This window comes from Paraburkholderia lebeckiae, from assembly GCF_050436225.1.
Lineage (GTDB): Bacteria > Pseudomonadota > Gammaproteobacteria > Burkholderiales > Burkholderiaceae > Paraburkholderia > Paraburkholderia tuberum.
Genome location: NZ_JBNDLU010000002.1, coordinates 2,995,963 through 3,014,903 on the forward strand (window position 1 = coordinate 2,995,963; position 18,941 = coordinate 3,014,903).

General features: G+C 64.2%; 17 protein-coding genes. 10 read left to right on the plus strand and 7 right to left on the minus strand.

Annotated features, from left to right (window positions below):
- Positions 1–549: 549 nt before the first annotated feature.
- Both OKW45_RS28445 and OKW45_RS28450 read left to right on the plus strand, forming a co-directional pair.
- Complete coding sequence (locus tag OKW45_RS28445; protein WP_018419783.1) at positions 550–2,241, plus strand: sensor domain-containing diguanylate cyclase; 1,692 nt, start codon at positions 550–552, stop codon at positions 2,239–2,241.
- Between the two features lie 171 nt (positions 2,242–2,412).
- Positions 2,413–2,679, plus strand: a complete 267-nt coding sequence (locus tag OKW45_RS28450; protein WP_429472446.1) for a hypothetical protein — start codon at positions 2,413–2,415, stop codon at positions 2,677–2,679.
- 59 nt (positions 2,680–2,738) lie between these two features.
- On the opposite strand, the gene OKW45_RS28455 is transcribed toward OKW45_RS28450, so the two are convergent.
- Positions 2,739–4,055 carry an ATP-binding protein gene (locus OKW45_RS28455; protein ID WP_018419781.1) on the minus strand — a complete coding sequence of 439 codons (1,317 nt, stop codon included), beginning with the start codon at positions 4,053–4,055 and terminating at the stop codon, positions 2,739–2,741.
- Positions 4,039–4,764 carry a response regulator gene (locus OKW45_RS28460; protein WP_018419780.1) on the minus strand — a complete coding sequence of 242 codons (726 nt, stop codon included), beginning with the start codon at positions 4,762–4,764 and terminating at the stop codon, positions 4,039–4,041. Before OKW45_RS28460 ends, OKW45_RS28455 begins: the two co-directional genes overlap by 17 nt.
- A 218-nt stretch (positions 4,765–4,982) precedes the next feature.
- Between OKW45_RS28460 and OKW45_RS28465 the strand changes: the two genes are divergently transcribed.
- Complete coding sequence (locus tag OKW45_RS28465; RefSeq protein WP_018419779.1) at positions 4,983–5,516, plus strand: periplasmic heavy metal sensor; 534 nt, start codon at positions 4,983–4,985, stop codon at positions 5,514–5,516.
- Between the two features lie 139 nt (positions 5,517–5,655).
- Here the strand turns inward: OKW45_RS28465 and OKW45_RS28470 are convergent, their stop codons facing one another.
- The gene (locus OKW45_RS28470) at positions 5,656–6,366 is read right to left on the minus strand and encodes a pirin family protein (protein WP_018419778.1); all 711 of its coding nucleotides are present in this window, start codon (positions 6,364–6,366) and stop codon (positions 5,656–5,658) included.
- 588 nt (positions 6,367–6,954) lie between these two features.
- On the opposite strand from OKW45_RS28470, the gene OKW45_RS28475 reads away from it, so the two are divergent.
- The 5 genes from OKW45_RS28475 (at position 6,955) to OKW45_RS28495 (ending at position 11,995) form a co-directional block, all read left to right on the plus strand.
- On the plus strand, positions 6,955–7,731 hold the full coding sequence (locus OKW45_RS28475) for an ABC transporter substrate-binding protein (protein ID WP_429472448.1): 777 nt from the start codon (positions 6,955–6,957) through the stop codon (positions 7,729–7,731).
- Between the two features lie 274 nt (positions 7,732–8,005).
- Positions 8,006–8,695, plus strand: coding sequence for an ABC transporter permease (locus OKW45_RS28480; protein WP_184007926.1), 690 nt, complete (start codon positions 8,006–8,008; stop codon positions 8,693–8,695).
- Positions 8,692–9,405, plus strand: coding sequence for an ABC transporter permease (locus tag OKW45_RS28485; RefSeq protein ID WP_018419774.1), 714 nt, complete (start codon positions 8,692–8,694; stop codon positions 9,403–9,405). Before OKW45_RS28480 ends, OKW45_RS28485 begins: the two co-directional genes overlap by 4 nt.
- Before the next feature lie 39 nt (positions 9,406–9,444).
- Positions 9,445–10,224, plus strand: coding sequence for an ABC transporter ATP-binding protein (locus OKW45_RS28490; protein ID WP_018419773.1), 780 nt, complete (start codon positions 9,445–9,447; stop codon positions 10,222–10,224).
- 613 nt (positions 10,225–10,837) lie between these two features.
- A complete protein-coding gene (locus OKW45_RS28495) occupies positions 10,838–11,995 on the plus strand; it encodes a porin (RefSeq protein WP_429472450.1) in 1,158 nt (385 codons plus the stop codon).
- 183 nt (positions 11,996–12,178) lie between these two features.
- Here OKW45_RS28495 and glnK read toward each other — a convergent pair whose 3' ends face one another.
- Positions 12,179–12,517 carry a P-II family nitrogen regulator gene (gene glnK, locus OKW45_RS28500; protein WP_018419771.1) on the minus strand — a complete coding sequence of 113 codons (339 nt, stop codon included), beginning with the start codon at positions 12,515–12,517 and terminating at the stop codon, positions 12,179–12,181.
- A gap of 102 nt (positions 12,518–12,619) precedes the next feature.
- Positions 12,620–14,332: an NAD+ synthase gene (locus OKW45_RS28505; protein WP_429472452.1), complete on the minus strand. Its 1,713-nt coding sequence runs from the start codon at positions 14,330–14,332 to the stop codon at positions 12,620–12,622.
- A gap of 150 nt (positions 14,333–14,482) precedes the next feature.
- Between OKW45_RS28505 and OKW45_RS28510 the strand changes: the two genes are divergently transcribed.
- The gene (locus OKW45_RS28510; RefSeq protein WP_184021330.1) at positions 14,483–15,652 is read left to right on the plus strand and encodes a GNAT family N-acetyltransferase; all 1,170 of its coding nucleotides are present in this window, start codon (positions 14,483–14,485) and stop codon (positions 15,650–15,652) included.
- A gap of 10 nt (positions 15,653–15,662) precedes the next feature.
- Positions 15,663–15,980 (plus strand): GIY-YIG nuclease family protein, encoded by a 318-nt coding sequence (locus tag OKW45_RS28515; protein WP_429472454.1) that lies wholly within the window; start codon positions 15,663–15,665, stop codon positions 15,978–15,980.
- Between the two features lie 6 nt (positions 15,981–15,986).
- Here the strand turns inward: OKW45_RS28515 and OKW45_RS28520 are convergent, their stop codons facing one another.
- Complete coding sequence (locus OKW45_RS28520) at positions 15,987–18,083, minus strand: FUSC family protein (protein WP_429472456.1); 2,097 nt, start codon at positions 18,081–18,083, stop codon at positions 15,987–15,989.
- Positions 18,084–18,366: 283 nt separating this feature from the next.
- Positions 18,367–18,894 (minus strand): inorganic diphosphatase, encoded by a 528-nt coding sequence (gene ppa, locus OKW45_RS28525; RefSeq protein WP_429472458.1) that lies wholly within the window; start codon positions 18,892–18,894, stop codon positions 18,367–18,369.
- Positions 18,895–18,941 lie beyond the last annotated feature (47 nt).

The window sequence follows — 18,941 nt, forward strand, 5'->3', positions numbered from 1 at the left end:
CTGGCGGGCTTTCCTCGTTTTGGACGGCACGACACTACACCATCCTATGTTTCAGGCACAACCTTTTGGCCGCAAATTGCGAGGCGGCGCCGCGAGGCCGTGGCGTAAGGCTTCAGCAAGCCCCGGCACGCGTCGCCGCGCCGCACCGTACCCTGCTGCCGCGTACTTCAGGGTGACAGGTCGCGAGGCCGTCTCGCGGCGTGGCGCACAAGCCACATCGGCGCGTCGCCCCGGCCGTCGTCGCTCGATCGCTCCATTGGCCCGCACAGCTATCAAGAAAGCGGCGCGACTGCCGTTAAGAACCTGATCGGCGCGGCATATGCAGGCGGCATCCCAGCAATAACGGTGGCATCGTGCTCCGCGACGGTTAAAATCGGGAAACGACGTACCTGTTTATCCAGCGGTTCATCCCGGACATGGCGACGGCGCAGCGCGCCTCGCTCGCGACGGGATGAAACCGCAGCTGATGCAGATAACGACACAGCGTTGAGAGCGCGCTGCCCACGAACGAGCAAGTTGCATGTCACAGCCAGACGGATCAGAGGGTCGATGAACAGGACAATCTTGCGCCAGGTAGCCGGGCCGGTCAGCTTCGTGCTGATCGTACTCGTCTGCTGGTTCGTGGCTGGCATGGTCGCGGACCGGATGGTACAGCAAGAGCTGGACGCGGCGTTGCGCACGCAGCGGCAAATGTCCACGTCGATCGTCGACAACATGGCTGAAGTGATTGCCAGCGATCTCGCGATGTCCCGCGCCATCCCCGCAACCATGGCCGAAATGGACGTGGTCCAGCGTGCCCTGGTGCAATCGCAGAATTATGCCGTGAACGGCGAGGCGGCGGAACCCGCCTTGCGGGCCGCCTTGCTCAAGGATCCGAAGATGGCCGCGGTCAGCAGGTTCCTGCACGAAGCGCAGGGCTTCTCCGGGCTCGATCAGGTCTGGATCGTCAACGCGAACGGGATTTGCGTCGCGTCGAGCGGCACGATGTCGAACCCCGAGGGCGCGCAGCAATCGTTCGTCGGCGTGGACATGCGCGCGCGCGGCTATCTGACCAACGCGCTGCTCGGTGCATTCTCCGAAGCCTACGGCGTGGGTCGCGCGAGCGGAGAGCCGGGCATCTTCATCGCCGCGCCGGTGTACGCGGACGGGCTGCTGGTCGGCGCGGTGGTCGCGAAGGTCGGCATCGCGCGGTTGCGCCACTGGGTCGCGCACGCGGGCACCTTCGTGTCCGACGACAACGGCGTCATCATCATGGCGCACAACAGCGCGCTCGAAGGCCACGCGTTGCCGAACTCGCGCGTCACGCTGATGAGCCCCGCCGAGCGGCGCATCGTCTACCGCCGGGAGACGTTCCCCGACATGCTGATCCGCGAAGACACGCAAGTGCGTGAGCAGGCGCCGTGGGTGCCGGCGTCGGTCGCCGCGCAGCTGTTCGGCATGATCGAACGGCCGGCCCCGGCTCTCTATCAGAACCGCGGCGGCCTGAACTCGGGGCTCTCCGCGCACCTGGTCGATCCGCTCGCCGCGTGGCCGGAGCTGCTGCGCAACCACAAGCGCGACCACCTGCTGGTGTTCTTGACGCTGGCCGGCACCGTCGCGCTCGCGTGGGTGATCACCGTGTCCTACGTGCGCGAGCGGCGCCACCATCGCGCGACACGCGATCTCGCCGAGCAGTTGCAGTCGGCCAATACGCTGCTGTCGGCGGAGGCGCGGCACGATGCGTTGACCGGCGCGCTGTCGCGGCGCTATTTCCTCGACCTGCTACGCCACGAGATCGATCGCGCGCACGCGGGGCGCGAGCCGCTGTGCATGGCGATCGCCGATCTCGACCACTTCAAGCAGATCAACGACCGCTTCGGCCACGCCGCCGGCGACCGCGCGCTCGAACATTTCGTCGATACGTGTCGCGCCGAGCTGCGTGGCTCCGACGCGGTCGGCCGGCTCGGCGGCGAAGAGTTCGGCCTGCTGCTGCCGGCCACCGATCTGACGGGCGGGCGCGAGGTCGTCGAGCGTCTGCGGCTGCGGTTGAAAGCGGTGCCCTCGCCGAAGCTGCCGGCCTCGGCGGGGCTGAGCGTGAGCATCGGCATCACCGAACTGTCGCCCGACGATCTGCCCGAGCGCCTCATGAGCCGCGCCGATACCGCGCTGTACGCGGCGAAGACCGGCGGGCGCGACCGCACCGAAGCACTGCGGCCCGACGATACGGCGCCGCCTACGCGCACGGCGGTGAATGCCTGGTGAATGCCTGGCGCTCGCCGAAAGATTCAGCGCGCGACGGTATCGCCCTCTCCGCTCAGCCAACCCACGCCGACCCCCTACCTGCGCTGAAGACGACGCCGAGCCTCCCGCAACGAAGCAGGTATCATCAATCCTGATATCGGATTGTCACCACCGCACTAACGGGAGATTCGCATGAAGGGAAATCTGGTGATCGTCTGTCGCGATCACGACGCTGATGCATTCGACCATCTGCTCGCCGAATACGGTGCGTTCCAGACGCGTCTGTCGTCGACCGCGTGGTATCTGAAACTGGAGGTCGCGCCGGACCTGATTCAGGAGGAAATACTCGCGCGTCTCGGCAAATATACGACGCACTATATTTTCGAGGCGGAATCGGTGACATGGAATACCGTCGATAGCGAAACGGCGAACGCGTTGAATACGCTGTTTTCGGACTGAGCTCTCGCCGCTCGCGATGCCGACGCCCCGCGCTCATCGCGACTCCAACACCCCTGCTTCTACCAGGCGATTTCCGAGGCGGTCGCGACCCGCGGCAACACGTCGAACGGAAAACTCATCAACACCCGCAATCCGCGGCCGCCATGATTGCCGATTTCCCATTCACCGCCCGCGCGCCGCACGAGCCGCTCGACGATCGCAAGGCCCAGGCCGCTATGGCCGTTGCCGCCGCGCGCCGGATCGAGCCGCACGAACGGCCGGCTCGCGCTGATCAGGTCCTGGGCGGCGATGCCCGTGCCGTTGTCGCTAATTGATAGCGTAAAGCCCTGCGGTGTGCGCGCGGTCGCGACGACCACCGGCGGCGCGCCATACGCATGCGCGTTGTCGATCAGATTCGACAGAATCCGGTCGAGCGTGGCCGCCGGCAGCAGAAATGACGGCCCGGCGTTCAGTTCCGTGCGCACGGTCGGCGCACTGGCAGCCACCGCCCGATAGCTGCGCACGACACGCTCGCACTGCGCATCCACTTCCACGGGTTCGCTGCGGTCCGCGCCGTCGTGCGCGAACAGCAGGAACTGCTCGACGATATGCGTCATCGAATCGACGTCGCGCACGACGCCGTCGCGCGTCTTCGCGTCGTCCATCATTTCGGCGCGCAGCCGCAGACGCGCGAGCGGCGTCTTCAGGTCATGCGCGACACCGGCAAGCATCACCGCACGATCGTTCTCGGTACGCGCGACTTCCTGCACCATTTGATTGAAGCCATGGGTGAGTTGCCGCAACTCGCGCGGCCCGCGCTCGGGCACCGGCGGTACCGGCAGCCCGCGACCGAAGCGCGCCACCGCCTGCGCGAGCAAGCGCAGCGGCCGCTGCAGCGCCCACGCGGCGAACAGCGCCGCCATCACCGCAAACGAGAAAATGATGACGAGCCACAAGACCGTGCGGTCGAGCGAGCGCGGCATGCGCAGCGGCTGCACCGGCACGACGATCCAGTTCTGATCGGTCGCGGCGCGCACCCATAGCGTGGGCGGAGCGCCGGGCGGACCGACGCGCACCTGGGTGTCGGCCGGCATGCGGTCGCGCACGTCCTCGACGAAACGCACGAGCGGCGGCGGCATGTTAGCGCTGGCCGCCGGCACGTCCGGGCTCGCCGGATCGACCAGCTTCACACGCGACGGCAGCGGTTGATCCGGTGTGCGGGCGACGTGCTGACGCACCGCGTCGACGAGGAAGGTCGCTTCCTCGACCGCGTAGCGCGTTTGCAGTTGCGAACGTTCGAGTCGCATCAGCGCATACCACGCGAAATGCGACAGCAACAGCACCGCGACGACGAGCAGCGCAAGCCGCCCGAACAGCGAATCAATGGGCCGACGCATGCTGCTCGCCGTCCGGCACGAACACGTAACCACGGCCGCGCACGGTCTGGATGAAGCGCGGCGTGGATGGATCGGTTTCGAGAATGCGACGCAGGCGCCACACCTGCACGTCGATGCCGCGGTCGGTGCCGTCGTACTCGGGACCGTGCAGCAGTTCCAGCAGGCGCTCGCGCGTGAGCGTGCGCATGGGGTGATTGACGAAAATCTTCAGCAGCGCGAACTCGCTGCCCGACAGCGTGAGCGGCTTGTCTTCGAGATGCAGCGTACGCGACTGGAAATCCAGCGTGAAGCGGCCGAAGCTGAACGGCTCGCGCTGCTCGGGCGCGGCCGCCGACGGCAGCGTGCGGCGCCGCCGCAGCACCGCCTGCACGCGCGCGAGCAGTTCGCGCGGATTGAACGGTTTGCCGAGGTAATCGTCCGCGCCGAGTTCGAGCCCGACGATACGATCGACGTCGTCCGCACGCGCGGTCAGCATGATGACGGGGATATCGTCGCCCGACGCGCGCAGCTTGCGCAGCGCGGTGAGGCCGTCCACGCCTGGCATCATCAGGTCCAGCACGATGAGGTCGGGGCGCTCGCGCTCGAGGCGCCGTTCGAGCGAGCCCGCGTCGTGCAGCACTGAAACTTCGATGCCCTGACGGGCGAGATAGTCGCGCAACAGATCGCGCAGTTCGACGTCGTCGTCGACGACCAGAATTTGAGTAGCCATGGAATGAAGTTTAACGCGCAGCCAAAAGGGATTTCGTTTTCCAAACGGTCTGAAGGGTTACCGGGTGTTACGGTGAAAGCCACACGTAATTGCTGGTAATAGCGGCGTCCGGGCGCGTAACACGGCGGCGCACGCGGTTCTCTACGCTGTGCCTTACCGAGTGCAGGCAGTCCAAAGACCGGTTGCTTCGTCGGCTATTCCATTACAAGGAGCCTCATATGTCCACCAAAAAGATGTCGCGCGTTCTCGCCGTTGCTGCCACCGCTCTCGCCATCGGCGCGGGCGCCGCTTACGCCGCCCAACCCGCCGAGCAGGCGCACGGCGGGCCCGGCGGCTGGCATGGCCATTTCATGAAGGAACTGACCCAACTCCACGACCAGCTGAAGCTGAACGCGGATCAGGAAAAGCTGTGGCAAAACGCGCTCGATACGATGAAGCAGAACCACGAAGCGATGCGCGCCAACCACAAGCAGGTTCAAGATCAGTTCAAGGCCGCACAGCAACAGCCGATCCTGGACCTGAACGCGATGGCCGCGACGCATCAGCAGATCGAGCAGAAGGACGCGCAACTGCGTCAGCAAACCACCGACGCGTGGCTGAAGTTCTATAACGGCCTGAACGACCAGCAGAAGACCACCGTCAGCACGGCGCTGAAGCAGCGCTTCGCGCGGATGGAGCAGCGTCACGAGAAGATGCGCGAGCGCTGGGAGCATCACAAGGGCGCGGCGTCGGCGCCGGCCGCCAATCAATAAGCGGCGCGTTGCATCCGGGAGGCGGGCCAGGGAGGGCGCCTCGCTAATAGAAAAACGCCACGGAAGATGTTTTCCGTGGCGTTGCTGTTTGGCGCTGCTCGCTGCCCGATCGGCGGCCCGCGCGAATCAACTGCTTGAATCAGCCGTTCAACTGACCCAGATCGAACAGCAGCACTTCCGCGTCGTCGCCCTTTTCCAGCGTCACCGTGTCGACGTCGCTGAGCTTCGCGGCATCGCCCGCCTCGAGCACCGTGCCGTTCACGCTCAGCGTGCCGCGCGCGACGTGCAGATAGCCGAGGCGCCCCGCCGGCAGCGCGAACGTCGCGTGTTCGGCGCCGTCGAACAGTCCCGCGTAGATCGACGCGTCCGCATGGATCGTCACCGAGCCGTCGCGGCCGTCGGGCGACGCGATCACGCGCAGGCGGCCGCGCTTGCTGTCGGCGTCAAAGCGCTTTTCCTCGTAGCCGGGCTGGTCGCCCGCGCGGCGCGGGATGATCCAGATCTGCAGCAAGTGCGCGAGTTCGTCGCGCGACGCGTTGAACTCGCTATGCTGCACGCCGGTGCCCGCGCTCATGCGCTGCACGTCGCCGGGACGGATCGTCGAGCCATTGCCCATGCTGTCGCGATGCGCAAGCGCGCCTTCGAGCACATACGTGACGATCTCCATGTCGCGATGCCCGTGCGCGCCGAAACCCTGACCGCCGGCGATGCGGTCTTCGTTAATCACGCGCAGCGGCCCGAAGTGCACGTGCTCGGGGTCGCGGTAATCGGCAAACGAGAAGCTGTGATACGAGTCGAGCCAGCCGTGGTTGGCGTGACCGCGTTCTGCGGAGCGGCGAATCTCGATCATGGAAAGTCTCCCGGTAAGTAGTCAATCAGAGCGATGTTGGGAATGTAGGGGTTGCGCCCCCCCATAACAATCGTGCGCGACCGCACCGCAGCGTTCCATCGCTGCATGCAATCGCGCGGGCGGCGCGACCGGCGAGCCTATTGCGCGGACAGCCCGACGCCCGGCAGCCCGGCGCCCGCAAAACCGCGCCGGCGTCGCCCACGCACAACGCGTTGCACGGCGTCTTGCCGCTCGATGCCGAGCTGCGCTGGCAGCTTGCCGCTGTTCGGGTAAAATACCGCGCTTTTCAAGCCGCGTGGACGTCCCGCGGGACGTGCAGGCCGCGCCGGCAAGCCTCGGCGGGCGGGCCGCAACCGGTGCGCGACGGGCTTCGACTCGGCACCAAACCGTGCGAGCCGCGCCCGATAAGCACCGAACGCGCCCGACCGGCGCGCCACGTCGGACGAACCGCCCGCGCAAGGACGACCAGAGCGCGGCGACAATCCCTGCGGCACGGCAATTTTGACCGCCTAGAATAGCGACCGTCTGCCCTCGGCCGGCGCTCGTCGAGTCGTGTCATCACGACGATCAGTTTGATTCAGGAGAAACATGAAGAAGTTCGCACTGTGCGTGGCTCTGGCAGTCATGGCCACCGGCGCGATGGCGAAAGAATGGAAAACGGTGCGCATCGGGGTCGACGCCAGTTATCCGCCGTTCGAATCGAAGGCGCCTAATGGCGACATCGTCGGTTTCGATGCCGATCTGACCCGCGCGCTGTGCGCGAAGATGAACGTGAAGTGCGTGTGGGTCACGCAGGATCTCGATGGCATCATCCCGGCGCTGAAAGCTCGCAAGTTTGACGCGATCGTTTCCTCGCTGAGCGTCACCGACAAGCGCCGCGAGCAGATCGACTTCTCCGACAAGATGTTCGACGCGCCGGCCCGCATGATTGCGAAAACCGGTTCGCCGCTTCTGCCCACCCCTGAATCGCTGAAAGGCAAGCACGTCGGCGTCGAGCAGGGTTCGACGCAGGAACAGTACGCCAAGGCCTGGTGGGAGCCGAAGGGCGTGCTCGTCGTGTCGTACCAGAATCAGGACCAGGCGTACGCGGATCTCGCGTCGGGGCGCCTCGACGCCGCGCTGCAGGACGAAGTGCAGGCCGACGCCGGCTTTCTGAAGACGCCGCGCGGCAAAGGGTTCTCCTGGGCCGGTCCGGAAGTGAAGGATCCGCAGACGATCGGCGAAGGCACTGCGATCGGTCTGCGCAAGGGCGATGCCGAGCTGAAGGCGAAGTTCAATCAGGCGCTCGCCGAGGTTCATCAGGACGGCACGTTCAAGAAGCTCGAAAAGCAGTACTTCGATTTCGACATTTATCCTGGCCGTTGAGCGAAACAGGCAGGATACTGCGTGGTAAGCCGGCTCGTGCCGGTGGCAGTGAAAGCGGCAACGAAGGTGGCGACGCCAGGCAGTAGATTCAAAACAATCCGAGACGAAAGTCCCACAAGCGCGCTGCAGGAGCACCAACGTTTCTGCAGCATGATTTGCACAGCGGTACGCTGTGCGCCGCGGATCACGGCGAGCCAGGCGCTCGTCCCCGACGCGGCGCTACGTGGACCGCGTCTTTCGCGGTGCGCGAGAAGCGCATCGTCGTGGACTACCTATGTTCCTTCAAGGCTACGGCCCGCTGCTTCTCAGCGGCACCTGGCAAACCGTCAAGCTGGCGGTGTTCTCGCTCGCGCTCGCGTTCGTGCTCGGCCTGCTCGGCGCGGCGGCGAAATTGTCGAAGAACCGTCTGTCGAACGGCATCGGCACCGTGTATACGACGCTCGTGCGCGGCGTGCCCGATCTCGTGCTGATGCTGCTGCTGTTCTATAGCATCCAGATCTGGCTGAACAACCTGACCGACGCGTTAGGCTGGGAGCAGATCGACATCGACCCGTTCGTGGCCGGCGTCGCGGTGCTCGGCTTCATCTACGGCGCGTACTTCACCGAGACGTTCCGCGGCGCGTTTATCGCGGTGCCGCGCGGTCAGCTCGAAGCGGGCGCCGCCTACGGCATGACGAGCTGGCAGGTGTTCTCGCGCGTGATGTTCCCGCAAATGATGCGCTTCGCGCTGCCGGGCATCGGCAATAACTGGCAGGTGATGGTCAAGGCGACGGCGCTCGTGTCGATCATCGGTCTCGCCGACGTCGTCAAGGCCTCGCAGGACGCCGGCAAGGGTACCTTGCGGTTCTTCTTCTTTACCCTGCTCGCGGGGGCGATCTATCTCGTCATCACCACAGTGTCGAACTTCGTGCTGATGTACCTCGAAAAGCGTTACTCGACCGGCGTGCGAAAGGCGGATCTATGATCGAGATCATTCAGCAATACTGGCGCAACTATCTGTTCACCGACGGCTATCGCTTCACCGGTGTCGCGATCACGTTGTGGCTGCTGGTCGTGTCGATCGGCCTGGGCTTCTGTCTGTCGGTGCCGCTCGCGGTCGCGCGCGTGTCGAAGAAGAAATGGCTCGCGGGCCTCGTGTGGCTCTATACGTACATCTTCCGCGGCACGCCGCTCTACGTGCAGCTGCTGCTGTGCTACACGGGTCTCTACAGCCTCGAGATCATCCGCAACAACGAGCTGACCAACGCGTTCTTCCGCGACGGCATGCACTGCACGCTGCTCGCGTTCACGCTGAATACCTGCGCGTACACGACCGAAATCTTCGCGGGCGCGATCAAGGCGACGCCCTACGGCGAGATCGAAGCGGCGCGCGCGTACGGTATGTCGTCGTTCACGCTGTACCGGCGCGTGATTCTGCCGTCGGCGCTGCGCCGCGCACTGCCCTACTACAGCAACGAAGTGATCCTGATGCTGCACGCGACCACCGTCGCGTTCACGGCCACGGTGCCGGACATCCTGAAGATCGCGCGCGACGTGAACTCCGCGACGTACCAGTCGTTCAATGCGTTCGGCATCGCCGCGCTGCTGTATCTGTGTATTTCTTTCGCGCTCGTGTGGCTGTTCCGCCGCGCCGAGCGTCGCTGGCTCGCTTACCTGCGGCCGCAAGGCAAGTAACTGCGCGTCCCTGGACAAGCAAGCTCGTTAAGGATCCTGATGAACTCCAAGAAGCAGAAGCTCTTCGTCGACGAGCTTCACAAAAAGTACGGCGACAACGAAGTCCTCAAGGGCGTGTCGCTGAAAGCCAATGCCGGCGACGTGATCAGCGTGATCGGTTCGTCCGGTTCGGGCAAGAGCACGATGCTCCGCTGCATCAACTTTCTCGAACAGCCGAACGCGGGGCGCATTTTCGTCGACGGCGAGGAAGTGCGCACGCAGACCGCCAGGAACGGCGCGTTGCGCGTGTCGGACCCGAAGCAGTTGCAGCGCGTGCGCACGAAGCTTTCGATGGTGTTCCAGCACTTCAATCTGTGGTCGCACATGAATGTGCTCGAGAACATCATCGAGGCGCCGGTGCATGTGCTCGGGCTGAAGCGCAAGGAAGCCGAGGACCGCGCGCGCGAATATCTGGAGAAGGTCGGTCTCGCGCCGCGTCTCGAGAAGCAGTATCCGTCGCATCTGTCGGGCGGCCAGCAGCAGCGTGTCGCGATCGCGCGGGCGCTGGCGATGCACCCCGACGTGATGCTGTTCGACGAGCCGACCTCCGCGCTCGACCCGGAGCTCGTCGGCGAAGTGCTGAAGGTAATGCAGAAGCTCGCCGAGGAAGGCCGCACGATGATCGTCGTCACTCACGAAATGGGCTTCGCGCGCAACGTGTCGAACCACGTGATGTTTCTGCACCAGGGCCGCGTCGAGGAAGAAGGCCATCCCGACGAAGTGTTCAGGAACACGAAGAGCGAACGTCTGAAGCAGTTCCTGTCGGGCAGTCTCAAGTAATAAAATTACCCGCCACTTATGATGCGAACGGCATCGCAAATGTAGTCAATGTAGTTTTACAAGGCGCTTACGAGCGCCTTTTGCGTTTCTGCCACGTCCTTCCACCCGGCCATTCGAACGACGAAAAAGCGCCGAAAATCCCAAAAAACGGGCCATTCGGGCCAAGTTTTCGCCCTACCCTGCCACTTTTGACTCGTCAATAGTGGCAATCCTTAATGCGCCCCCTTGCAGGCCGCGATTTCCTTGCCGAACAAGGCTTTGCGCCTTTTCCCGAGGAACTGCTTCGGGTGCCGGCGCGCATTCGTATTGCAATTTGGCGACACCCCTTATGGACGGTACTAATTTCTTCTTCCAGTTAAAGTTATTTTTGATAAATTGGTAACCAAAGTAGCAAAACAAAGTTGATTAAAAGTAGTTTCACTTCAAAACACAGAGGAGAACCGGTCGGCGTGGGATCGGCATGATGCAAAGATAGCTCGACGCTACATGTCATGACAGGAGAATCCCTATCCACCCGCCACTCTCCCTGGTACCGCTTTCTGTTCGGTGCTTATCGCGTCCGAACACCACTCGCAGTACTGGGTTTCTTTTTTGACAGGGTATGGAGGAGAAGATGAAGAAAGCTTTGCTCGTCGCCGCGCTGATGTCGGCCGGCGTTGTTGCACACGCTCAGAGTAGCGTCACGCTGTATGGCCGTTTGGATGCAGGTCTCGAGTACATGTCGGGCGTCCCGACCGGCGCTAACGCCAACGGCGCGGCCAACACCAGCTCGAACCGCTTCAAGGCGGAAAGCGGCGACTGGGGCACCAGCCTGTGGGGCATGAAGGGTGTCGAGGACATCGGCGCCGGCAACAAGATCCTGTTCCAGTTGGAAGGCTCGTTCAACACGATGACGGGCGCAGGTCCTGGCGGCGGCGGTCTCTTCAATCGCTGGGCAACGGTCGGTATTTCGAACAACCAGTACGGTACGTTCACGATGGGCCGCATGCTCTTCATCTCGAACGGCGTGTGGGACTTCGACCCGTTCGGTCAGTCGAACTGGTCGTCGGCATCGCTGGTGCGTGGCCGCAACTGGCCGCAGTCGAGCAACAACTTCGCGTACCAGTCGCCGAAGATCGCAGGCTTTGACTTCTACGGTCAGTACGCGCTGTCGAACGCGACGAGCTGGAACGGTAACGGCTCGACGCCGCAAGGTCGCGAAGCTGGCGCGCAGATCACCTACACGACGTCGCTCTTCCAGGTCCGCGGTCTGTACGACGAAATCCGCAACCCGGCGAACGGCCAGTTGTGGGGTGGCCCGGTCGCCAACAACGGTATCAATACGGCTAACACGGCCAACGGCGTATTCGCTGCATCGCGCGAGTACTCCGCTCTGCTGAACGTGTTCCTCGGCCAGTTCAAGATTCAGGCTGCTTACCAGGCGGTCCGTTCGGCAGGCGCTACGGGCGTTCTGCCCGGTCAGCCGACCACGCTCAATCACGAATGGGGCGGTGTGACGTGGCAGGCAACGCCGGCTGCAGCACTGATCGCGGCGGTCTACCACGTGAACGGCAACAACGGCGCGGGCAATGCGACGATCTACACGGTTGGCGGTTCGTACAACCTGTCGAAGCGCACGCTGCTCGATCTGCAGGCCGCGACGGTGCGCAACAGCCGTAATGCTAACTTCGGTCTGAACGCGAACAATGCGGGCTTCGCCGCTGCAACGGACAACCCGCTGCAAGGCCGCCAGCAAAGCGGCGTGTACGCAGGTATCCAGCACTCGTTCTAATCGAACGGTGCGCCCCGAGGGTCATCCCTCGGGGTGTAACACGAATTTCTTCGAGAGAATCTTTTTCACGCTGCTGCGAGAGGCGCGTATCGGTGCGATATCCGCAAGGGTATTGCACCGTTTTTTATTCGGCGCACGGTTTTTGCCGTTGCGCGCACCGGGCCGGTGCGTGATTGCGTCGGCTTATACCGCTGCTTCGTTCTCTTCGCCGGTACGGATTCGGATCACGCGCTCGACGTCCGAGACGAAGATCTTGCCGTCGCCGATCTTGCCGGTACGCGCCGCGCCGATGATCGCGTCGATGACCTGATCGCACTGGTTGTCCGCGACCACGACTTCGATCTTCACTTTCGGCAGAAAGTCGACCACGTATTCCGCACCACGATAGAGCTCGGTATGCCCCTTCTGGCGGCCGAACCCCTTGACCTCGGTAACGGTCAGGCCGGTGAGGCCGACTTCCGCGAGCGCCTCGCGCACTTCGTCGAGTTTGAACGGTTTGATGACTGCGGTGATGCGCTTCATGGCGAACCTCGTCTCTTGATGGGAAGAGTGGAAAGGGAAAGGATGATTTTTATTCTACGCCGCGCCGGATGCATTGCGGCATCCGCGCGCGGATGTCGTCTTTCACTCCACCGGTTCGGTGTAGCGCGACGTGATCGGATAACGCCAGTCGCGGCCGAACGCGCGATGCGTGACGCGAATGCCGATCGGCGCCTGACGGCGCTTGTACTCGTTGATCTTGATCAGGCGCGTGACGCGCTTCACGTCGTCGACCTGATAACCCGCCGCGATGATCTCCGCGAGCGAACGGTCCTCCTCCATATACATGCGCATGATCGCGTCGAGTACTTCGTATTCGGGCAGGCTGTCCTGGTCGGTCTGGTTCTCGCGCAGCTCAGCGGACGGCGCGCGCGTCAGAATCCGCTCGGGAATCACCTCGCGCGTCGCAAACGTGGTGGCCGCGTTGCGATAGCGGCACAGCCGGTACACGAGCGTCTTCGCGATGTCCTTGATCACCGCGAAGCCGCCGGCCATGTCGCCGTACAGCGTGCAATAGCCGACCGCCATCTCGCTCTTGTTGCCGGTGGTCAGCACGATCGAGCCGAACTTGTTCGACAGCGCCATCAGCAGCGTGCCGCGAATGCGCGCCTGAATGTTCTCTTCGGTCGCATCTTCGGCGCGGCCCGCGAACTCTTCGGCGAGCGAGCCGCGGAACGCGTCGAACATCGGCGCGATCGCGATCTCGTCGTAACGCACGCCGACGCGGCGCGCCATCTCGGCGGCGTCGCTGGTCGAGATATCGGCCGTGTAGCGCGACGGCATCATCACCGCGCGTACCTTGTCGGCGCCGAGCGCATCGCATGCAACGGCCAGCACAAGCGCCGAATCGACGCCGCCCGACAGACCGATCAAAGCACCAGGAAAACCGTTCTTGCCGATGTAGTCGCGCACACCCATGACGAGCGCCGCGTAGACCTGCGCTTCGATCGACTGCTCCGGCGCGATCGCGGCCGCCAGCGGCGTGCCGTCGTCGAACTCGACGATCGCCGTGGCTTCCTCGAACTGCGCGAGCTTCGCGACGAGTTCGCCCCGCGCGTCGAGCACGAACGAACCGCCATCGAACACGAGTTCGTCCTGGGCGCCGACCATGTTCACGTAGACCATCGGAATACCGGTCTCGCGAATGCGCGCGCGCAGGATGTCGAAGCGCACCGCTTCCTTGTTCAGGTGGTACGGCGAGCCGTTCGGAATCAGCAGCACCTGCGCTCCCGCGGCCTTTGCCATCTGCGCGGCCGACGCATGCCACGCGTCCTCGCAGATCACGACACCGTACTTGACGCCAGCGAGTTCGAACACGAAAGGCTGCGGGTCGGAGGCGAAGTAGCGTTTCTCGTCGAACACCTCGGTGTTCGGCAGATCCTGCTTGCGATAGGTGCCCTTCACTTCGCCGTCGACGATCAGCGATGCCGCATTGAACGTATCGACTGGCGGCAAGCCGCGCTCGATCGGCGCGTTTGCATTACCATGGCCGTTCGCCGGGCGGTGCGCGAGGTTGTCCGACCCGTCGCGCAGCGGATGGCCGACGATCACATGCAGACCGGTGAACGGCTTCAACTGTGCGGCGAGATCGGCCAACGCGGCCGCGCTCGCGGTGTAGAACGCGGGGCGCAGCAGCAGGTCTTCGGGCGGATAACCCGACAGCGCGAGTTCAGGCGCGACCAGCAGCTTCGCACCATCGCTGTGCGCGGCGCGCGCGGCGGCGACGATCTTCGCGACGTTGCCGGCGAAGTCGCCGACGGTGACATTGATTTGAGCAAGAGCGATTCGGGTCTTCATGGCAGGATCGACAGGCAAGCCTTCACGGCTCGCGGTACCGCGGCTCGATGGCTCGACGGGATTGAACAAACCGGATAAACCAACTCAACGAACGACGTGGCAGCTTCAGTTTCACGGCGCCGCGCCGGTCATTGCACACAGTCACTCAGATTGAACCAGCAACGTATCGATTATCGCACGGGCATTCTGGCATCGCCCTCCGAGGTGGACGCCGCCGAGTGGAACGCCCTCCTCGCCGCGCAGCCGCAGCCCACGCCGTTTTTGCGGCACGAGTTTCTGAGCGCGCTCAACGCGACGCAATGCGCGGTTCCCGACACCGGTTGGGCGCCGCAATTCGTCACGCTGACCGACGCGCGCACGGGCATGCTCGCGGCGGCGGCGCCCGTCTATCTGAAGGGACACTCGTACGGCGAGTACGTGTTCGACTGGGCCTGGGCCGACGCGTACAAGCGCAACGGCCTGCCCTATTACCCGAAGCTGCTGTGCGCGGTGCCCTTCACGCCGGTACAGGGCAACCGGCTGCTGTCGGCGAACGAGCATGCGTTGCGCCATCTCGCGGCCACGTTGATGGCGTTCGCCGAGCAGGCCGAGGTGTCGTCGCTGCATGTGCTGTTTCCGACGCAGAGCGAAGCGGACGCGCTCACCGATATCGGCATGATGCAACGCGAAGGCGTGCAGTTTCACTGGCTCAACGACGGCTATCGCGACTTCGAAGACTTTCTGTCGACGCTCGAACAGAAGAAGCGCAAGAACATCCGCGCCGAACGGCGCAAGGTGCACGAGGCCGGCATCACGATGCGAAGGATCCGCGGCGCAGACATCGAGGATGCCGACTGGCGCTTCTTCAGCAAGTGCTATCGGCAAACCTATCGCGAGCATTTTTCGAGTCCGTATCTGAACCTCGATTTCTTCCGGATGATCGGCGCGTCGATGCCGGAGAATCTGCTGCTCGTGATCGCCGAATATGAAGGCAAGCCGATCGCGAGCTCGCTCGTCGTCTATCAGCGCGACGAGAAAACCGGCGGCACCTTGTATGGCCGCTACTGGGGCGCGCTCGAACACGTGCCGTGCCTGCACTTCGAAACCGCGTACTATCAGCCGCTCGAATTCTGCATCGAAGAAAAGCTCGGCGCATTCGAAGGCGGCGCGCAGGGCGAGCACAAGATGGCGCGCGGCTTTCTGCCCACGGTCACGCGCTCGACGCATTGGCTCGCGCACCCGGCGTTCGCCGATGCGGTCGGCCATTTCCTCGATAACGAAAAAAACAGCATCCACGCGTACGTGGACGAGCTGCGCGAACACAATCCATTCAAAGGCTAGAAGCGCGGTTATGGCGTGGTTTCTCTATCTGCTCGAATGCTCGGACGGCAGCGTCTATACCGGCATCGCGACCGATGTCGCTGCTCGCTTCGACAAACATCTGAGCGGCACGGGCGCGCGTTATACGCGCTCGCGCAGGCCGGTGCGGGTGCTGGCGTCGTTCGAGCTGGCGGACCGGTCGAGCGCGTCGAGCGCCGAGTATTGGGTCAAGCGGCTCACGGCGGCCGATAAACGGGCGTTGGCGGCCGGGATGTTCACGCTGCAGTCGGTGTTGCCGGTGGCAGCGGTGAATGACGTCGCGGAAGACGGTGAACGTTCCGACTGCTGAGTCGAGCTATCCCCTCGCCTCCCGCATCCGCTCCGTCAGCAGCCGATGCACCCGCGCCAGCTCGCCCACCACATCTGCTTCCAGCGACGTCAACTGCTCGCGAGCGGGTAACTCGAGCCGCACCGGCCGTAACGTGCGATTCAGCGCGGCCTCGATCGCCGCGCTCGTCGCCTCGACCCATTCGTCGAGTTCGCTATGCAGGTCGCGACGGTTCGCGGTGAGGCGCAATTGCGTCGCGGTGCCGGCCATCCGTCGCAGCAGGCTCAGCACCGTCAGCGTGACCGTATCGGCCATCGAGTCCTCGAGCTTTTCGAGCCGCGCGCGGCCAATCGCTTCTTCCGCGTTGTTGCTGGTGAGGCCCGCAGCGCGGCGCAATTGCTCGATCTCCTTGCCGCCGTGTCGAGGCGCTTCGAGCGACGCGCGCAGATACGCGAGATTCGCGCGCACCGCGTCGCCGAGATAGACGCGCACATCGAGCTTCTCGCGCGTCGGCCATAGAAGGAACGTCGCGAGCAGCGCGAGCACGCAACCGAGCACGTTGTTGCCGAGCCGCGTCAGCGCGAACGTCAACTGGTTGGCGCCCGGCGTCGCGAAGTCGGCGACCAGCACGAAGGTCGGCGTCAGGAACAGCACGAACAGGCTGTAACTGACGGGGCGCAGCGCCATCGTCGCCATCACCAGCGGGAACACCGCGAGCGAGATACCGAGCGGCGAATGAATCGCATAGCCGATCGCCGCCGCGAGCACGCCGCCGACGATACTGCCCGTCGCGCGTTCGATGCTGCGCGGCCAGGTCGCGGCGATCGACGGCTGCAGGATCAGCAGCGTGGCCATCGTGGCCCAATAGCCGAACGGCAGACCGAGCGCGCGAATCACGACGAAGCCCGCCGTCGTCGTCACGCCGACACGCGCCGCATGGCGCAAGCCGACCGACTGCCACGACAGGTTGGCCTTCAGCGTCGACCACGCGCGCGCCGTATAACGCGCGACGCACGCGCTCCACGGCTCGACGTGCACCTCACGCGGCGCGAAATCGACGAGCTCGAAACCGGATTGCAGCTTCACCGGTTCGAGCAACGCCCTTTCGAGCCGATGCGCGAGACGCCGCAGACGCGCCTGCTGGTCCGCGAGACGTTCCCAGCGCGCGTCGCCGGTCGCGCTGCCGATGTCGCTGAGCACTTCGCCGATCGCATTGAGCGAGCGCACCGCGCGTTGCGTGCGGCGCGGATCGTCGGGCACTTTCGCGCCCGCGCCCGACACTGCGATCAGATACGCGAACAGCGCTTCGCCGTCGGTCAACAAGCCGAGCAGCGTGTCGTAGACGGCCGCGCCGCCCGCTTTCGATGCGGGCACGCTCGCCAGCGCATCGCGCGAACGTTCGAGCGCCGCGCGCGCATCGGCGCGAAACCGCGCGGCATGCGTGGCCCATTCGCGCGGCGCGGCACGTCCGCCGACAAGCCGCGCGCTATCGAACGCGACATCGGCGAGGCGCAGATACACCGCGCGCAACGACGCGCGGCTCGCGCCGAATGGATGAATGCGCCACACCGTCAAGCTCAGCACGATCGCGAACAGGCAGCCGACCAGGTAGACGCCGAGAAACGCAACACCGGTACGCGCGTCGTGCATCGGCCGATCGACCATCACGACGCAGGCGGTCGCCGTGAGGATCGTCACCTGCGACGTGGCCGCGCCCCAGATGCGGCCGAACGCGCCGAGCGTCGTGAACGCGAGCACCGCGAGTGCGGCGAACGTGGTGCTCGCGGCGGACGCGAATGCGGCGATGCCGCCGCACAGCGTCGACAGCAGCGCGAAGCCCATCATCGACATGAAGCGCGCGCGGTTCGAGCCGGCGGCATCGGCGAGGCAGGTCCAGAACGCGCCGATCGCGGCCCACGCGAACACTGGATCGTGCAGCAGGTTGCCGAGCGCGAGCATCGCCGTCGACGCGCATGCTGCTCGCAAGCCCTCCGACAGATTCGCCTCGCTCGCCGCGAACGACACCATCCAGACCGGCCGCTTGCGGTAGATCGCGGTGACGACCGAATGCAGCCGGGTCGACCAGCGCGGCGATGTCGAGTGGGACTTGCTGCGGTTCATCATCCGGACAGTGGGTTTGGTTAAGCTTATGGAAACGCGCGGGGGGTGCCGAAGTGAGTTCGCGCGCGCAAGGGCGTGCGACGAATGATAAGGGTTTACACCTAAATATAAAAATGCGTTCCGTTCATCGCGGCAATGCGTTCAGCTTATGTGCGCGAGACGAAAATCGTGGCGCTCTTTGCACGGTAGACGAACGCCGCGCAAATCACATGAAAAAACCGCGCGGTCCTTGCGGACTCGCGCGGTTTTCGTACTGCACGCAGCGAGCGGATGAACCGCGGCGCGCTTACTTCTTGTAGTTCGCGACGCCTTCGCTGATTTCCTTGTGGGCAGCATCGACGTCGGCCCAGCCTTCGACCTTCACCCACTTGCCCTTCTCGAGCGCCTTGTATTGCTCGAAGAAGTGCTTGATCTGGTCCTTCAGGTACGCCGGCACGTCGTCGATCGACTTCAGGTTCGCCGTCATCGGGCAGATCTTGTCGTGCGGCACAGCGATCAGCTTCGCGTCGACACCCGACTCATCGGTCATCTGCAGCATGCCGAGCGCGCGGGCACGCACGACCGAGCCCGCCAGCAGCGGGAACGGCGTGATTACCAGCACGTCGACCGGATCGCCGTCGCCCGACAGCGTCTGCGGAATGAAGCCGTAGTTGGCCGGATAGCGCATGCCGGTGCCGATGAAACGGTCGACGACGAGCAGGCCCAGGTCCTTGTCGGCTTCGTACTTCACCGGGTCGCTTTGCGCCGGGATTTCGATGATGACGTTGAAATCCTGCGGAAGGTCTTTGCCTGCGGGAACGTGATTGAAGCTCATGAGCGCTCTCTGAAGGGGATGGAAATCGAAGGCGGCGAACGGCGCAC

Bases quoted from the DNA above. Each gene is read 5' to 3' on its own strand.
- OKW45_RS28445 (WP_018419783.1), top strand. From the start codon at position 550: ATGAACAGGACAATCTTGCGCCAGGTAGCCGGGCCGGTCAGCTTCGTG.
- OKW45_RS28450 (WP_429472446.1), top strand. From the start codon at position 2,413: ATGAAGGGAAATCTGGTGATCGTCTGTCGCGATCACGACGCTGATGCA.
- OKW45_RS28455 (WP_018419781.1), bottom strand. From the start codon at position 4,055: ATGCGTCGGCCCATTGATTCGCTGTTCGGGCGGCTTGCGCTGCTCGTC.
- OKW45_RS28460 (WP_018419780.1), bottom strand. From the start codon at position 4,764: ATGGCTACTCAAATTCTGGTCGTCGACGACGACGTCGAACTGCGCGAT.
- OKW45_RS28465 (WP_018419779.1), top strand. From the start codon at position 4,983: ATGTCCACCAAAAAGATGTCGCGCGTTCTCGCCGTTGCTGCCACCGCT.
- OKW45_RS28470 (WP_018419778.1), bottom strand. From the start codon at position 6,366: ATGATCGAGATTCGCCGCTCCGCAGAACGCGGTCACGCCAACCACGGC.
- OKW45_RS28475 (WP_429472448.1), top strand. From the start codon at position 6,955: ATGAAGAAGTTCGCACTGTGCGTGGCTCTGGCAGTCATGGCCACCGGC.
- OKW45_RS28480 (WP_184007926.1), top strand. From the start codon at position 8,006: ATGTTCCTTCAAGGCTACGGCCCGCTGCTTCTCAGCGGCACCTGGCAA.
- OKW45_RS28485 (WP_018419774.1), top strand. From the start codon at position 8,692: ATGATCGAGATCATTCAGCAATACTGGCGCAACTATCTGTTCACCGAC.
- OKW45_RS28490 (WP_018419773.1), top strand. From the start codon at position 9,445: ATGAACTCCAAGAAGCAGAAGCTCTTCGTCGACGAGCTTCACAAAAAG.
- OKW45_RS28495 (WP_429472450.1), top strand. From the start codon at position 10,838: ATGAAGAAAGCTTTGCTCGTCGCCGCGCTGATGTCGGCCGGCGTTGTT.
- glnK (WP_018419771.1), bottom strand. From the start codon at position 12,517: ATGAAGCGCATCACCGCAGTCATCAAACCGTTCAAACTCGACGAAGTG.
- OKW45_RS28505 (WP_429472452.1), bottom strand. From the start codon at position 14,332: ATGAAGACCCGAATCGCTCTTGCTCAAATCAATGTCACCGTCGGCGAC.
- OKW45_RS28515 (WP_429472454.1), top strand. From the start codon at position 15,663: ATGGCGTGGTTTCTCTATCTGCTCGAATGCTCGGACGGCAGCGTCTAT.
- OKW45_RS28520 (WP_429472456.1), bottom strand. From the start codon at position 18,083: ATGATGAACCGCAGCAAGTCCCACTCGACATCGCCGCGCTGGTCGACC.
- ppa (WP_429472458.1), bottom strand. From the start codon at position 18,894: ATGAGCTTCAATCACGTTCCCGCAGGCAAAGACCTTCCGCAGGATTTC.